Annotated in this window: 12 protein-coding genes and 1 pseudogene; 9 read left to right on the plus strand and 4 right to left on the minus strand. The window is 68.0% G+C overall.

Annotated elements, in window-relative coordinates:
• The first annotated feature begins 14 nt into the window (after positions 1–14).
• The 8 genes from V1457_RS24265 to V1457_RS24300 all read left to right on the plus strand — a co-directional run bounded on the left by V1457_RS24265 (position 15) and on the right by V1457_RS24300 (position 8201).
• The gene (locus V1457_RS24265) at positions 15–1070 is read left to right on the plus strand and encodes a GNAT family N-acetyltransferase (RefSeq protein WP_338597085.1); all 1056 of its coding nucleotides are present in this window, start codon (positions 15–17) and stop codon (positions 1068–1070) included.
• A 373-nt stretch (positions 1071–1443) separates the two neighbouring features.
• Positions 1444–1908, plus strand: a complete 465-nt coding sequence (locus V1457_RS24270) for a cupin domain-containing protein (protein WP_338597086.1) — start codon at positions 1444–1446, stop codon at positions 1906–1908.
• 3 nt (positions 1909–1911) lie between these two features.
• On the plus strand, positions 1912–2403 hold the full coding sequence (locus tag V1457_RS24275; protein WP_338597087.1) for a GNAT family N-acetyltransferase: 492 nt from the start codon (positions 1912–1914) through the stop codon (positions 2401–2403).
• A 98-nt stretch (positions 2404–2501) separates the two neighbouring features.
• Positions 2502–3290 (plus strand): TauD/TfdA family dioxygenase, encoded by a 789-nt coding sequence (locus V1457_RS24280; RefSeq protein ID WP_338597088.1) that lies wholly within the window; start codon positions 2502–2504, stop codon positions 3288–3290.
• Positions 3291–3346: 56 nt separating this feature from the next.
• Positions 3347–4927 carry an aminotransferase class I/II-fold pyridoxal phosphate-dependent enzyme gene (locus V1457_RS24285; RefSeq protein WP_338597090.1) on the plus strand — a complete coding sequence of 527 codons (1581 nt, stop codon included), beginning with the start codon at positions 3347–3349 and terminating at the stop codon, positions 4925–4927.
• A complete protein-coding gene (locus V1457_RS24290) occupies positions 4920–5723 on the plus strand; it encodes a BtpA/SgcQ family protein (protein WP_338597092.1) in 804 nt (267 codons plus the stop codon). Before V1457_RS24285 ends, V1457_RS24290 begins: the two co-directional genes overlap by 8 nt.
• A gap of 29 nt (positions 5724–5752) precedes the next feature.
• Positions 5753–6832: an SIS domain-containing protein gene (locus V1457_RS24295; RefSeq protein ID WP_338597094.1), complete on the plus strand. Its 1080-nt coding sequence runs from the start codon at positions 5753–5755 to the stop codon at positions 6830–6832.
• An 82-nt stretch (positions 6833–6914) separates the two neighbouring features.
• Positions 6915–8201, plus strand: coding sequence for an MFS transporter (locus V1457_RS24300; RefSeq protein WP_338597095.1), 1287 nt, complete (start codon positions 6915–6917; stop codon positions 8199–8201).
• A gap of 7 nt (positions 8202–8208) precedes the next feature.
• Here the strand turns inward: V1457_RS24300 and V1457_RS24305 are convergent, their stop codons facing one another.
• Complete coding sequence (locus tag V1457_RS24305) at positions 8209–9156, minus strand: LLM class flavin-dependent oxidoreductase (RefSeq protein ID WP_338597097.1); 948 nt, start codon at positions 9154–9156, stop codon at positions 8209–8211.
• 47 nt (positions 9157–9203) lie between these two features.
• Between V1457_RS24305 and V1457_RS24310 the strand changes: the two genes are divergently transcribed.
• Positions 9204–10205, plus strand: a complete 1002-nt coding sequence (locus V1457_RS24310) for an aldose epimerase family protein (protein WP_338597099.1) — start codon at positions 9204–9206, stop codon at positions 10203–10205.
• Positions 10206–10692: 487 nt separating this feature from the next.
• On the opposite strand, the gene V1457_RS24315 is transcribed toward V1457_RS24310, so the two are convergent.
• The 3 genes and pseudogenes from V1457_RS24315 to V1457_RS24325 all read right to left on the minus strand — a co-directional run.
• Positions 10693–11364: a Type 1 glutamine amidotransferase-like domain-containing protein gene (locus V1457_RS24315; RefSeq protein WP_338597101.1), complete on the minus strand. Its 672-nt coding sequence runs from the start codon at positions 11362–11364 to the stop codon at positions 10693–10695.
• Positions 11365–11521: 157 nt separating this feature from the next.
• Positions 11522–13078, minus strand: coding sequence for an AbgT family transporter (locus V1457_RS24320; protein WP_338597103.1), 1557 nt, complete (start codon positions 13076–13078; stop codon positions 11522–11524).
• Positions 13079–15122: 2044 nt separating this feature from the next.
• Positions 15123–15575 (minus strand): annotated as a pseudogene (locus V1457_RS24325) (transposase); the annotation flags it as partial.
• Positions 15576–15578 lie beyond the last annotated feature (3 nt).

The following is a 15578-nucleotide window of genomic DNA, read 5'->3' on the forward strand; positions in this document are numbered from 1 at the left end:
CGGAGGTCGCGACGATGGACATCCGCACATCTCGCTACGAGCCGTCCGCACGTTCCGCCGTGGTCGAATTCCAGCAGCTGCTGTGGAGCGGCGGGCCGGACGGCAACGCGGCCTACCTGGACTGGAAGTACGCGCAGAACCCGTACCTGAACGACCGGTACCTCCTCTTGGCTTGGGAAGGCGACGAACTGGTCGGCATGGTCGGCGGATTCGGTGCCTGCTGGCAGCACGGGGGCGACCGCGTCGTCCTGCCCTGCATCGCGGATACCGTGGTCGCCCCCGACCACCGCGGCGGCCCGCTGTTCGGCAGGATGCTCGACGAACTGACCGGGATGCTGCGAGCGGACGGCGTGCCGTGGCTGCTCGACTTCGGCGACCAGCGCGCCGCTCCGATCATGGTGATGCAGGGGTGGCAGAGCGTCGGGCCGTGGGCGATCGCGACCGCAGAACGCTCGGATGGTGCGGCGACGGGTCGGCTGTGGGCGCAGGCTCGCGAGCGGGAGCTGCGCGCACCGCGCTCGGGCGCCCGGATCCGCACAACGGCGACCCCGGAAGCGGACCTCTTCCGGGAGTTCGGCGCGTTGGCCGAACGAAATGCGCGCGCGACGCACATCCGGCACGTGCGGGACGCGGAGTACCTGTCTTGGCGAGCCCGCAATCCACTGGCCGACTACTTCTACTTGACGGCGCACTCCGACGGATTGGCCGGTTACCTGGTCGGGCACCGCACCCGCGTCGACGCGACCGACGGGCACACGCCGACGACGATCGTGGAGTGCGAGGCCGTCGACGACGGGGTCTGGCTGGACCTCGTCGAAGCGGCCGCCGGAGTGCTACCGGGCACCACGGTGCTCATCTGGACCCGGGACATCGGGGCGGACCAGCGCTCGTCGCTGCCGAGCCTCGGATTCGCGCACGACGAGCCTTCCGGCCGGCTCACCCGGGACTGGCACCTGCCGAACCTCCTGGTCCGGTCCACGGGCGCCGAGGTCCACCCGGATTGGTTGACCGGCTTGCACGATCCGTCCCGATGGGACCTGCGCGCAGTCTGCGGACGGAGTTGGCGATGAACCCGGTCGAACGCGCAGCAACGCATTGCCACCGACGTCCCCACATTTCACCGAATATCCGCACGGGCGATTTGCACGCATCGGTCGGCGGTATTCCCGCTTGACCCATTTGGCGGATTAACGCCCAACAATGCACCGGATACGCTGGGCAGTGACAGACACGAGGGCAGCTCATCTCCGCCTGCGACACCACCCCCGGAATGGGGAATCACTGCTCGCCGATATTTTGGACATTCTCGTCCGCGAGCAATAGTCCGGGTCGCGGCCGCAGGCGCAACACGCACGCGAAGCGCAGCCGGCGAAAACCGCCGGAACCGCTCACTGGGGCGCGCCGGCCACGCTTTTCCGGCTGAGAGCAAGGAGAATTCCGCACATGGACGACCAATTCTCCCCCGGCAAACATATCAAGAACCTGAAAACGGGTCCCAAGGTCGGGCTGGTCGATTCGAACGAAGTGCCGCTCGAAGGCATTCTCGGTGTGGCGGGCGCGGTGGAGACCATCGACGCCGCGGTCAACATCGGCGCCGACCGGCTCATCATGCAGCCGGGTTCGGAGTTCGAGCTGCACACACACCCCGGTGCGCACATCCTCTATGTGCTCAGCTCCCGCGGCTTCATCCACGTCGACGGCGTGGACTACGAAATGGGTGATGGCGACACGGTGTACGTGCCCGCCAACTACGCGCACGGGGTCAAGACCGACCCCACCGTCTCCAAGCCGCTGGAGATCGTCGCCTTCGGGGTTCCGCACATGCCGCTCGAATCGTCCGACCGCATGGAACTGGTCGGCCGGGAAGGCGCGCACGACGAGCTCGACGTCCTCGACGCGCCCGGCTGAGCCATGGCTGAAGCTTGGGAAACGGCGCAGGACCCGGCGGCGGTGCACGCGCTGCTGTGCACGAGCGACCGCCACCAAGCCCAGCGGTACGGCTCCGCGGCACCCGACCGCCGAGTGGAATCGACCCGGCGCAAGGTCGCCGCGGGGATGGTGCGGGTGCTGAGCTTCGACGGCGTCCCGGTCGGCATGTTCACCCTGGGAGCGGAACCGACCTTCGATCTCGCCGAAGCGGAGCTCCCGCCGGCGCGTTCCCCGCTGTACCTGAGCCGGTTGGCGGTCTCGCCCGAGGTGCTCTCGCGCGGTGTGGGGATGCGCTGCGTGCGCAAGGCGATCGAACTGGCGCGGGCGGCTGGAGCCGATGTGCTGCGCAGCGAAGCCAACCCCGAGCTGACGGGAACCTACGAGCTGCTCGGCGAGCTGGGCTTCGTCCAGCACGGTCCACTGCTGCGCAACGGCAGCGGAGTCCCGCGAATCCATCTGCAACGACCCCTGTGACTGCACCGGCCGCGCACCGGAGGAATGTGAGGCCCCAGTTGATCCGAGGTGCTTTTCGGGAACGCGCTTCCGATCCGCACGTTCGGCACCGACAACGGTTGTTGGACTCCGGGAAGTCGCTACCGGCTCCGCCGACGGACGTCACGCTGCCCAACCGCGACCCGGTCGCCGCATTCGCCGGTGAGCCGCTGGAAGTGCTGCGCGCCAACGGAATGCTCACCGTCCAATTCGACCACCCGCTGACCGACGAGGAGTTCCTGGCGCTCGGGGCCGAGCTCGGTACCGCTGCGGCAGAGACCGCTCCGGCCGTGCGCGAACAGGTCGAGCACGAGGTGATCTTGAACTTGGTGAGCCGCTACCAGCGCACCGACGACAACGACCTGCAGCCGTTCGCACGGAACTACCTGTCGCTGCACACCGAAGGCAGCGGTCGCCTGCTACCGGAGCAGCCGCGCTACATCGTGCTCATGTGCTGCGAGCCCGGAGACGACACGAGCGCCGCGCAGACGACCGTGGTGCCGATGCGGGAGGTGGCAGATCGGCTCAGCCCGCGCCAGCGGGAAGTGCTGTCCGCGACCAGCTATCGCGGCAAGGACCACGCGGTCCTGCGGTTCGAGGGCGACCGGCCGATCTTCTCTTTCCGGGATTTCCTGGGCAGCACGATGGAATGGACGTGCACCGCGGACACCGAACCGCCGGAGGTCGACGAGGCCATCCGCGCGCTGCTCGCGGCGATGTACGACGAGTCCACCGGGATCCGCGGAGTGCGCTGGAGCCGCGGTCTGCTCCTCGTCATCGACAACGCCCGCGTGTTCCACGGCCGCACGGCCGGGTCCGACGGCGGTTCCGTTCGCACCAGGCACCTCAAGCGCCTTCGCATCAACTGACACGGCGGCCAGTTCCCGCCGGCACGCGCCGTGCGCAGTCCTTGGAGACGACCGACATGCAACTGTTCCGTTCCATCCCCGCACCGCACACCACCGCGGTCTCCGAAGACGCGCTGGGCAGCGCGGACCGGGAACCACGTGCACCGTACGTGCGGACCAGCTTCGAGCACCACGTGGACGATCGAGTGCTGGAGGTGTTCGAGCGGGCGAACGATCCCGAAGACCCCTTCGAACTGCGCGATCTGTGGCTCGGCAGGGTCGAATCCGAACTCGGTGGCCATTCGCACCGGCCGATGCTTGCCGAACGCTGGCGTTCCGCGCGCAAGCGACGCGGCGTCGACGGCGCGGAGGTGCTCGCGTCGACCACGACCGTGCGCTTCGTCAAGGAGCTGTTCAACTGGTACTTCCGCGACGATCTCTACGGCGATCTGCGGCGCGACGACCTGATCATCCTCTCCGGTGGGTCGGTCGACGAAGTCGCGTGGGGACTGCCGCAGACCGTGAAGGAGTGCCTGCGCTACGCGCTGGACCGCGACTGGTACGGATACTCCGATTCGCGCGGCAGGTTCAACGCGCGCGACGCGGTGGCGCAGTACGAGAACTGGCGCATGGGCGGCCATCCGTACACGGTCGACAACGTGGCGATCACCCTCGGAGGGACGTTCGCGATCAGCTCCCTGGCGGACTTCGTGCTGCACGGCTCGTCGACCGACGCGCCCGCGCTGTGCGCGATCCCCAATTACCCCCCGCTGGTCGAGACGATCGCCCGCAGGCACGGTGTGCAGCTCGTGCCGGTGTCCTCGGTCAACGGCGCGACCTGCCTCGATCCGCTGATCGAGGCGCTGCGGCCCGACACACCGATGGTGATGCTGCAGACCGTCGGCAACCCGACCGGCGCGCTGGTCGATGAAGAGGACCTGGCCAGGTTGATCGTTGCGGCCGCGCCGTCCACCACGATCGTGCTCGACGAGTGCCACGAGTGGCTCGGCCCGCTGCAGCGATGTCCAGCGGCGCGCACCGCGAGCAACGTCGTGCGGGTGTCCAGCCTGTCGAAGACCTGGTCCGCACCCGGTTTGAAGGCGGGTTGGCTGGTGGCCGATCCGGCATTCGTCGCCGAGTACTACGAGTACGCTTCCACCGTTTTCGGCGGCCCGCCGTCGTTCTTCTACACCGCCATCGAGGTGCTTGCCCGCATGGAGCGGTGGCGCAACCTCGATCTGGAAACGCCAGGAGAAGCCGAGCTGGCCGAGTTCGAGCCGTCCTACGAGCTCGACACGCGAGTGCTCGCCGACGCCTACCGCCACTACCGGGCGGAACGGGAGCTGCGGCAGCACAGCCTGGAGGTCCTGCGCCGGGCCGCGACGGTTCGGCTGACCGAGGCGGGTCTGCCGGTGTTCCCGCCGCACTATTCGATCAACTCCACCATCGAGCCATCCGGCTGGTCGGACTCGTACCGCTGCTTCCGGGACCTGCTCCGGGAAACCGGGGTGTCGGTCTATCCGGGAGTGCTGAACTTCTGCCTGTCCGGCTCCGTCGGCCGGATCACGACAGCCCGGCGGTGGGAGGAACTCGCGGCGGGGATCGACCGCATCGGAACCTCGGCGAGGTGGCGAACCGGGAGGAGCAGCGGTGACTGAGTTCGAACCACCCCGCAATCGCCGCGCCGTCTACGGCATGGTGCATCTGCGCGCCCTGCCCGGAACGCCGTTCTACGAGCCGGACTCGTTCGACGAGACCCTGCGTCGCGCGGTCGAATCAGCCCGCGCCCTGGACCAGGGCGGAGCCGACGGGTGCCTGGTGCAGACCGTGGACGGTGCTTATCCCACGGGGCAGCAGAGCGATCCGGCGCGCATCGCCGCGCTGTCGCTGATCCTCGACGCCGTGCGGATGCGCACCGACCCCGCCTTCGAGGTCGGCCTGCAGATCATGCAGAACGACCTCATCAGCTCGCTCGCGCTGGTCAAGGTCGTGGGCGCCGATTTCGTCCGAGCCACCGCCATGGTGGGGGCGACGTTGACCCAGCACGGCTGGGTCGAGGCCGAGCCGCTGCGGGTCGCCGAATACCGGACCAAGCTCGGTGCCGCGGACGTCCGGATGATCGCCGAAGTGGACACCATGCACTTCCGCTGGTTCGGCGGCGAACGGGACGCGGGTGCGGTGGCCGCCGCCGCCCGGCAGGTGGGAGCGAACGCGCTGGCGGTCAGCCACGCGGACGCGGACACCGCCCTGGAGCTGATCGCCACCGTGCGCGAAGCGGTGCCGGACATGCCGCTGCTCCTCGCAGGCGGGACCGACCACGGGAACGCGTGCCGACTGCTCGCCGAGGCGGACGGCGCCTTCGTCGGCGGCTGCCTGGAACGGGGTGGCTGGGGCGGATCCGTGGATGCAGAGCGGGTGCGCTCCTACGTGCAGCTGGTCAATTCGTTGCGGTGAAGTCGCGCTCGCGGCGGTAAGGAGAGAAGGTGCCGACGGTCGAACCGGATGTGCTCGTGGACCAGGTGACGCGGTTGCCGGAGGATTTCGGGCTGCTGCTGGAAACCGTTCCCGCGATGGTCGACGCATCGCTGCCGGATGCGCACCTGGCCGCCGTCGACGAGGTCGTGCTCGTTGGCAGCGGCGACTCCTACCACGCCGCCTGCGCCGCGCAAACCGCGTTCGAAGCACTGGCCGGTCTCCGCTGCGAGCCGATGAGCGCGTTGCGCTACCTCCACTACGCTCGTCGGCACGAGCCGCCCGCCGACAGGCCGACAGGCCTGGTGGTCGGCATATCCGCGTCGGGCCGCACCGAGCCCGTGCTGCGCGCTCTGCACCGAGCGCGCGAACGCGGCCAACGCACGCTCGGCGTAACCTGCACCCCCGGCAGCGACATCACCCGCGTCGCCGATCACGACATCGTCTGCAGACTCCCGGATTCGCAACCCTCACCGGGCATCCGGACCTACCAAGCCGGGCTGCTGTCCGTTCTGCTGCTCGCCGTGCACGCGGGACGGGCGGGCAGGGGACCGGCTGCGGAGCTGGATGCAGCGCGGTCGGATCTCGCGGGCTGCGCCGACGTGCTGGCAGCCGTCCCGCGATCGCTCGCCGGACCCTGCGCGCGGCTCGCGGACGCGATCAGCGACGCGACGGCGGCGTGCGTGCTGGGCAGCGGTCCGAACCGGGGCACCGCCCTGTACGCGGCGGCCAAGCTCACCGAAGGTGCAGGCCTGTTCGCGGTAGGACAGGACCTGGAAGAGTGGTGCCACATCGAACGTTTCGCGGATCCGCCGGACATGCCGGTGCTACTGCTCAGCGTGCCCGGTCGCGCCAGCTGCGACGCCGAGCGAGTCGCCGCACGCGCGGCCGGGCTCGGTCGCCGCGTGGCCGTGGTCGGCGAACCCGCGGACCCGGCGTTGCAGCACGCCGCGATCGGTCTGGCACTGCCCGGCGACGGCGTGCGCGAAGAGCTCTCGCCGCTGCTGTACCACGCGTTCGCGGGTCTGGTGGCCGCCGAGCTGGCGCGGCGGCGGGGAATGCTCGCATTCCAAGGAGGTGTGGCGCGCTGAACCGCGCGACGCCGGGAGTCGACGACCGATTTCGGCATGTTCGGACACCGCGTGCCGGCGCGGTGGTTAAACTCCCGGAGGCATGAACTGGGGGAAGAACAACAACACGAATCAAGTCACCGAAAACAACTGTCCACACGCGGGGGACGGGACGGCTCGGCGCGGATTCGCCGGCCTTCCCGCCAGGTTCTGGGTGCTGTTCTGCGGCCAGCTGGTCAATCGGCTCGGCGGTATGGTTATGGCCTTCCTCGCGCTGTACCTCCACGACCGGGGGCTCGGACCCGCGCAGATCGGACTCGTGCTCGCTGCGCACGGGGCGGGATCGCTGGTGAGCCAGCCGATCGGCGGCGCGCTCGCCGACCGCTTCGGTCGCCGTCCCACGATGCTGATCGCCCTGCTGTCGACCAGCGCAGCGATGACGGCGCTCGGAATCGCCGGAAGCCTCCCCGCGCTGATCGCTTCCGCCACCGTGCTCGGGGTGGTCGCGGAGATCTACCGGCCGGCAGCCGCCGCGCTGGTGGCCGACGTGGTTCCGGTCGAACAGCGGGCACGGGCGTACGGTCTGCTGTTCTGGGCCATCAACCTCGGCTTCTCCGCAGCGGGGATGGCGGCCGGGTACCTCGCCACGCACGGCTACTGGATGCTGTTCGTGATCGACGTGGTAACCGGCCTCCTCGGGGCCTTGGTGGTCGCCATCGGCCTACGCGACGAGCCGCACCGGCCGGTCCGCCGCGCGGAGGTGGTCGGCTACCGGACGGCGTTGCGCGATCCGCTGCTGCTGGCGCTGACCGCGGTCACGCTCGGATTCGCCACGGTTTACCAGCAGTGGCAGGTGACGATCCCGCTGGCCATCCGCGACGACGGGTTGTCCACGACGGTCTACGGCTCGCTCGCCGCGATGAACGGCGTGCTGATCGTGCTGCTGCAGCCGTTCCTGAGCTCGTGGTTCGACCGCTTCGACCGGATGCACGTGCTCGCGGTATCGGCCGCGATGATCGGCCTGGGGATGACGCTGACCGGGCTCGCTCACGAACCGTGGCAATTCGGGGCCAGCACCGTGTTATGGACCTTGGGCGAAATCGGCACCGCAGGCAACAGCGCCGCTCTCGCCGCCGACATCGCGCCGGCGGCTGCCCGGGGGCGCTACCAAGCCGTACTCGGCTGGGGCTGGGGAGCAGCGGCGCTGCTGGGATCCGGCGGCGGATCCTTGCTGTACGGGGCAGTGGGCCCCGCAGCGGTGTGGACCTGCTGCCTGGTGCTCGGTTCGTTGTCGGCAGCCGGGTCGCTGGCGCTGCGGAACCGGGTCCGAGACCGCACTGCGCTGTCCGACTCCGGTGGTCTTCCTCCGACCCTAGTCGGGTCGCGCTGACCGGCGGCTAGCGCAGCTCCGGAGCGACCTCGGTCGCCATCAGCTCCACCGTGCGCCAGTCGATCGGCGGCCGGACTCCGAGAAGGAAATCGCGCACCCCGAGATCCGCATAGCGGCGCAGTTCCCGCACGCAGTCCTTCGGCGTCCCGAAGCAAAGGTACTCGTGCCGGTCCGGCGACCCGCTGGGCAGGCGCCGCAACACCGCGTCCCGGTTCCGGCGCGCTTCGGCGACGTCGGCGCCGAGCACCGCGCGGAAAGTGATCGAGGTGCGGATCTCCTCGGGGGCGCGGCCCGCGGCACGGCAGTGCCGGTCGAGCACACCCAGCTTGTGCTCGTACCCTGCCGGGTCGGGCGGCAGGCTGTTCCAGACGTCGGCGTGTTCGGCGACGATCCGTAGCGTTCGCCGCTCCCCTGCGCCTCCGATCACCAGCGGTAGCCGTCGTTGCACCGGTTTCGGTTCCAGATGCGCTCCTGCCAGCCGGAAGTGCTCCCCGGCGATGTCGCTGACCCGCTCGGTGGTCAAGGCACGCACAATGCGGCAGGTCTCGTCGAGCACGTCCATCCGCGTCCCCGCGTTCGGAGCGCCCCACCCGTACTGCTCGTGTGCGAGGTCGGCTCCACCGGCTCCGAGCCCGAGCTCCAGACGCCCGCCGGAAACATGATCCAAGGTGCTCGCGATCGAAGCGACCATCGCGGGGTGGCGATTGTGCGCCGCGAGCACCAGCATCCCGCAACGAACCCGGCTGGTACGGGCGGCGAGCGCGGACAGCAGCGTCGGCCCCTCGAAGCAGGGCCCGCCCGGGCCGCCCAAAGGTGGACGGAAGTGGTCGAACAGTGACACCCAGTCGTAGCCGAGTTCCTCCGCCTCCTGCCACAGCTGCAGAGCCTCCGGAAAGCTGGAGTACTGTTGACCGGAATGAATTCCGAATCGGACCGCATCACCGTGTATTCGCATTCTTCACCCTTCTGCATCGCCACATCCGCCCGCTAGCATGGCGCTCCGTGGAGATCCGTCGGCAGACCGTTGGCATCACGGCAGGGCACGCCGGGCAGCCGCCCACCCAAGTCGACGCGTACACAATGGACACCGGGGCGGACCTCGCGGTGACCGTGTGGACCTACGGCGCGAGCCTGGTGGAGGTCCAGGTCCCGGACCGCGACGGCGTGGTCGACAACGTGGTTCTCCGGCTGCCGGAACTGGCCTCCTACGAGAGCAGGCGGTCGAATCCGTACCTGGGCTCGGTGATGGGACGCTTCTGCCGCGCCGTGCGGGATGGTCGGTTCCGGCTCGACGGAGTGGAGCACGAGCTGGCCACGAACGAAGCGGGCCAGCACATCCACGGTGGGCCGCTGGGTTTCGACCGGTATGTCTGGACCGCCGACGCCGCTCGGGACGGCGACGAACTGCAGCTGCGGTTGCGGCTGGACAGCCCGGACGGAGCGCAGGGCTATCCCGGAGCGGTGACGGCGGAATGCCGCTACCGGGTGTCCGGGGACGGCACCCTCGTCTTCGACTACCGCGCGACGACGACCGCGAGCACCATCGTTTCGCTCACCAACCACGCCTTCTGGAACCTCTCCAGGGCATCCACTGTGGATGATCATGTGCTCGCGGTGCGCGCGGACCGGGCGGTGGTGTTCGACGACGACTTCGTCCCGCAGGCCGGTCCGCCGCCCCCGGTCGCGAACAGCGGGTTGGACCACCGCCGGGCACGACAACTCGGAGGCGCCGCGCTGGACAACTGCTTCGTGCTCGACGACGCCACCGGCCCGGCCGCCGAACTCACGGACCCGGCCACCGGGCGAGTGATGAGCGTGCACACCGACCAACCGACGCTCGGCGTGTACACCGGCGACCACTACGCGGCCCTCCCCCGCGGCGGCATCTGCCTGACGGCCGGTGCGATGCCGGACGCGCCCAACCGGCCCGCCTACCCCTCGGCACGACTGGACCCAGGCGGGCTCTACCGCCAGCGCACCGTCCACCGGTTCGGGGTCTGCTGAGCGGATCCCTGCGTCATCTTCGTTCGCTGGTGACCGTCCAGCGCCAGCACGCTCAAATTGGTGCCGCTGCCCGATCCGGGCCGCCGACAATGCGCCAGCTCGGGATTTGCGCCGGATAGCGAATCACCAACATCTCGCCACTCGAGAGCCCTCCCCAGGCGCAGCAGTTCGACCTAGCACCCCGAACATCGGCGACTGGGCGCACACGGACCGCTGTCCGCATCGCTCCGTCGATGTCCGATGCGAGCTGTACCGCCAACGGTGCACGGTCGAGGATTTCCGACTCGCCGCTCGTACTCCAGCAGCCGAACGGACGGTTTTCCGCAGTATTCCGCTACGTTCAGTGACCCTTCCGGCTGCGCGCAAGAACTCCGCCAGCGCGGGAAGTGCCTCGGCCACTCCGGTCGGAGCCGTGCCGCAAAAGGCACAGTCGCCCTGTCGACACACGGGGAAGCAGTCTGCTCACCCAGCACCAGAACCGGGGAATTCAGCCGACGACCGTACGCCGGTCCCCTTCGACAACGATCGCCTCACCGTCCCGCAACGCGATGAACGGGATGTGGCGGGTGATGAAGTACCGGATCGACCGGTCGATCTCAGCAGACTCCGGATGGTCCGATTCGAAATGCGGGGCGATCGCGTACGGCAGTACACCCAGACCGCCGAAAATCGGCGGTTCCTCCGGGTACTCTGCGGGCACGCAACTCGGATCATCCACATGGCCCTCGACGCCGCGCAGAGTCGGACCGAGCACGCTCGGTCCCGCGCTGTAGCCCGCGTAGACCAACGCGTCCCGGCACAGCAGTTCGGGCACCACTCGTTCCGCACCACTATGCCGGAACGCGCGGCGCAGCACGAAAACGTTGCCGCCCCGCACGTACAGCACGTCCACTTCGCCCAACACCGCACGCAGCTCCCGCTCCGCGCCGAAATAGTGCCGCAGGTCCACCTCGAACGGATCCAGGCCGACATCGTCGAGCTCGTGCAACTCCCGACGCAGCGACGTCGCCCGGTCCACCTCGGACTTGTAGTCGTCCGCGTTGTGGATCAGTGCGGTCCGAGGCCGAGCAGTACCCGACAGCCGCAACAGCTCATCCGGACGATTTCCCACTCGGAACGAAGACAGGTACATCCGCACCCGCCGCAGGGTACCGGTCACTGCCAAGGGCATACCTGCGACCGCCGGACAACCCCAGTCCCGCTCCACTCGTACTTGCCGGGCCACACCAACCGCCGCCAGAGAATCACCACTCGCGCCGCGAACGGCCCAGGCGGTGTCGGTCTACCGTGGCCGACGTACTCGGACGACGGCGACATCAGCGTCCGATGTGGACTTCCATGCCCGGACCCAGCGGCAGGTCGGCGAAGTAGAACACGGCCAGAACCAGCATCCACACCCCCCAGAACGGCACCACGAAGGGGAGCATGCGAGCCAGCAATGTCCCCATTCCCGCCTGCGGCTCGTAGCGGCGCAGCTGAGCGAGAACGACGATCATGTACGGGTTCATCGGCGTAATGATCTGCGTCGCCGAGTCTCCTACGCGAAAGGCGGCCTGCGCCAGTCCGGGTTCGAGGCCGATGAGCGTGAACATCGGCACGAAAACCGCTGCCGTGATCGACCACAACCCCGGCCCAGAAACGATGACCAGGTTCAACAGCGAGACGAGTACCACGAACCCGAACAACGCCAGGTAGCCGTCAAAGCTGAACGCGCGCATCGCATCAGCGCCCGACACCGCGATCCATCCCCCGAGGTTCGTCCAGTTGAACAGGGCGATGAGCTGCCCGAGCATGAACGCCGTGATCAGAAATCCCGACAGCTCGCGGAGCGACGCCGCCATCATTTTCGGCACGTCGGCTGCCCGTGCGATCGTGCCGACTACCGCCCCGTACACGATTCCCGGTACTGCGAAGGTCAGGAACAGCAGCGTGGTGACCGAATCCAACAGCGGCGACTCGGGCAGAAAACCGCCCTCCGCGTTGCGCAGCGGAGAGTTGGGCCAGAGCGCCAACGAGATCATGAGCACCCCGACCAAGGCGAAACTCGCCGCAGCCCTCGTGAGTCCCCTCCGCTCCGGCTTGCCGAGCCCGACGTCATCGAGGGTCGGATCCGCTGTGGCCGCGGTTTCATCTCGCGGAACACCCGCCCGGACGACGCGGGGCTCGATGAGCCGGTCGATCAGCATTCCCGCAACAACGGTGAGGACCAAGGACGACGCGAGGCTGAAGTAGTAGTTGGACACCGGGGTGACGACCGACCCGCCGATCGACATGGACTCGCTCACCTGGTTGGTGATCCCCGCGTACAGGACGTCGATGGTCATCACGACGGGCGCGAGCGCGATACCCGCCCCCACTGCGGCAAAACCACCCAGCAACCCCGCCACCGGATGCCGTCCCGCGGCCTTGAACACCATCATCGCCAACGGCGGAACGATGATGAACGCGGCGTCAGCCATCAAGCTGGCCGAAATTCCCACGAAGCTCACCGCGTACGGCACCGCCCAGCGCGGTGCTCCCCTGAAACCCCACCGCACCAGTGCGGTGAGCAAGCCGCTGCGCTCGGCGAGCCCGACCCCCAGCATGATCGTCAGAACCGTCTCCATCGGCGGAAAGCCGATGAAGTTCGCACCCAGCTTCGTTAACAGGAACTCCACACCGGGACCGCTGAACAAACCACGAAGAGGCTTTGTCTCACCGAACGCCCGCACCTCGACGCCAGCCGCAGCGAGCACAGTGGACACCCCGGCGACCACCAGGTACAACGCTCCGAACAGGAAGAAAGGTTCGGGCAGCCGGTTGGCGATCCGTTCGATCGCAGCGAGCGCGCGGTCGACGACGGACCCGCTCGGAGATGCCGTTCTGCCACTCATCGCCGTATCGATCCCCGTTTCGGCCTTCCGCCGACTTCAGCTTGGTCTCGATGGGCCTGCGGCAACCCGGATGTGCCCCCACAAACCCCGCGCCTGCTGCGCCAACGGCCGCACCAGACCTGCAACTCCGACCACCGCGACGAAAACTGGCTCAACGCCGATCCGATCTGACCGAGAGCCGTGCCGGTCACCGGCAGGTCGGTGGCGGCTCCGATCCACCTTCCCCCTGAAACCGGCCGGTGTTCATGCCAGTGATCCGCTCGGCCGTGTGCGAGGCGGACCCGCCGAAACGCACACCGCCGAGCGGAGGCTGCGAGCGCTTCCGGTAGTCCGCCCAGCAAAAGCGAGTGCTCCGAAAGATACGCCATCGCGACCAACCCTCACCCGAACCACGAGAGCCCCCACCCACGGTGATGCGCACCGAAATCACTGCACGAGCAGTAGCGCGGTGGCGCAGACCCACCCACGCTGCCACCCGTGATCACGACAGATCGAGGCGACTGTACTGCACTGGCCGGACACGCCGAAGGCGAACAGAAAACTCGCTCACCTTCGGGAAAGAGTCATCGTGCGATGGCGACCGACGTCAACCCGCCATAACGCCGACACGAGAGCCGAAGTGCCAGCGCCGCGTACGGTAGTCAAAGACTTGCCTGGTCTGAGTACCAACAGCTCCAACATCGACCGTGCCGCAACGCACGAGGAGTGCGCTGACCCGCTGCGTGAAGAAGCACGCTGGCTCGGTGCCGAACACGGAAACCTTCACCAGTGACCGATCTCCGCCCACTCTTCCGCTGGCAACTTGGCATCGATTCGCGGCGAGCCCGCCCACCCCGCCACTCCGCCCGCACCAGCGGCCCACACTGGCTGCACCAGTGGTCGAACATCGGGGTCTGTGATCGTGTCCGGAGACTGGCGACGTTGCGCGTGCCCTTCCTGCCTCACGTGCCCCTTGGATCGCACGTTTGCGACCAAGAACCACTACGGGAGCCGTTTTTGCCACTCCGCCTTGTGTCCATGCGGACGTACTCTGCTCCGGACCGACCACCGATGATCAATAGCGACGACGTCGCCCTCAGCGCAAAGATTCACGCAGGAACCTGTTTCGCCGGCCAGCGTCTGGCTGCACTTCAGCGCCCAGTGCTCGGTGAGGCCGCGCGGCACCTCGTGAGGAGACGGCGGACCTCTACAAGGCCAACCAGTCGAACGAGCTCGGCGTCGCTTTCGCCCTAGCACTGGCCTGGCGCGTCCTGGCACAGCGCCATCCGGGCCGCGTCGTCTCCATCGTTCCTGCGGACACGGCGTTGCGCGCCGGTTGGGCCTTGACCAGTAGGGAGAAGGGACCACGCCAGAACTACCGATACCGCCCGCGGTTCTTCGCCGAGCTGTGGAAACCGGGAGCGCCTTCGCTGGTGCTTCCGATTGCTCGCAAGGGCAACCACAGCAACGCCGCGCACTCCCACGTTCAACTCGCCTCGACGTCGGCTCACGTGGAGGCAGTGCACATCGACCCCTGGAACGAGACGGTGTCCTGGTCTTCAGCACGCACCGGCTTCGCGCACCCGGACGCCGGTAGCGTGCAGGATGCGGACCACACGCTCCTCGGGATCCCCTTCGCCGGCACCGACCACGTCTTCCGGCTGAACAGGACCGTGTGGAAGCTTTCTCCGGCGTGGCGACCGATCTGTTCGACTGCTCGCTCTCGGACGAGTGGAGCAGCACCGCCGCGAGCTCTATTCACACCGCGCGACCTGGCCAACGACTCCTGGGACCACTCGTGAGGTGGCCCGGTGTCGGTCCACCCGGGCGGAACCGTGCTCGCCATGCGCTTGCTTCCCGGACGTGACGCTTAAGGACTCAAGGCGCTCCGCAAACACCCCGGATGAATAGAACACCGACACCCACCATGACCACGGCGTGCCGGACAGACTCGCCCACGCGCCTGAGCACGGAAGCCCCTCGACCTTTCGCCGTAGCAGGTCATACCGCCTCTCGAGGCTTCTTGGGACTGCCCCGAGTTTGGTTGACATGCGGGTGGTGGTTTTCAGGCTGCGTGTGCGGGGGTGTTGATGGTTTCAAACTCGATCGGGGTGAGGCGGCAGAGTCTGCGTTGTCGGCGGCGTCGGTGATAGGTCCGCTCGATCCAGGTCACGATCGCGATGCGCAGGTCTTTTCGGGTGTGCCAGCGCTGACGGTCGAGGACGTTCTTCTGCAGCAGTGCGAAGAATGACTCCATGGCGGCGTTGTCCCCGCAGGCGCCGACGCGTCCCATCGAGCCGGCCAGCCCGGCATCCCGGAGCGCGGTAACGAACGTGCTCGAGCGGAACTGGCTTCCCCGGTCGCTGTGTACGACTGTGCCGGAAGGTGAACGCAGCGCGATGGCGTGACGCAGTGCGGATACGGCCAGTTCGGCGGTCATCCGCGGGCCCATCGAGTAGCCGACGATCCGGCCGGAATAGCAGTCCTTGATCGCACACAGGTAGAGCTTGCCCTCTTCAGC

Origin of the sequence: Saccharopolyspora sp. SCSIO 74807 (assembly GCF_037023755.1) — a bacterium.
GTDB classification, from domain to species: Bacteria; Actinomycetota; Actinomycetes; order Mycobacteriales; family Pseudonocardiaceae; genus Saccharopolyspora_C; species Saccharopolyspora_C galaxeae.

Bases quoted from the DNA above. Each gene is read 5' to 3' on its own strand.
- V1457_RS24265 (WP_338597085.1), top strand. From the start codon at position 15: ATGGACATCCGCACATCTCGCTACGAGCCGTCCGCACGTTCCGCCGTG.
- V1457_RS24320 (WP_338597103.1), bottom strand. From the start codon at position 13,078: ATGAGTGGCAGAACGGCATCTCCGAGCGGGTCCGTCGTCGACCGCGCG.
- V1457_RS24285 (WP_338597090.1), top strand. From the start codon at position 3,347: ATGCAACTGTTCCGTTCCATCCCCGCACCGCACACCACCGCGGTCTCC.
- V1457_RS24300 (WP_338597095.1), top strand. From the start codon at position 6,915: ATGAACTGGGGGAAGAACAACAACACGAATCAAGTCACCGAAAACAAC.
- V1457_RS24275 (WP_338597087.1), top strand. From the start codon at position 1,912: ATGGCTGAAGCTTGGGAAACGGCGCAGGACCCGGCGGCGGTGCACGCG.
- V1457_RS24270 (WP_338597086.1), top strand. From the start codon at position 1,444: ATGGACGACCAATTCTCCCCCGGCAAACATATCAAGAACCTGAAAACG.
- V1457_RS24305 (WP_338597097.1), bottom strand. From the start codon at position 9,156: ATGCGAATACACGGTGATGCGGTCCGATTCGGAATTCATTCCGGTCAA.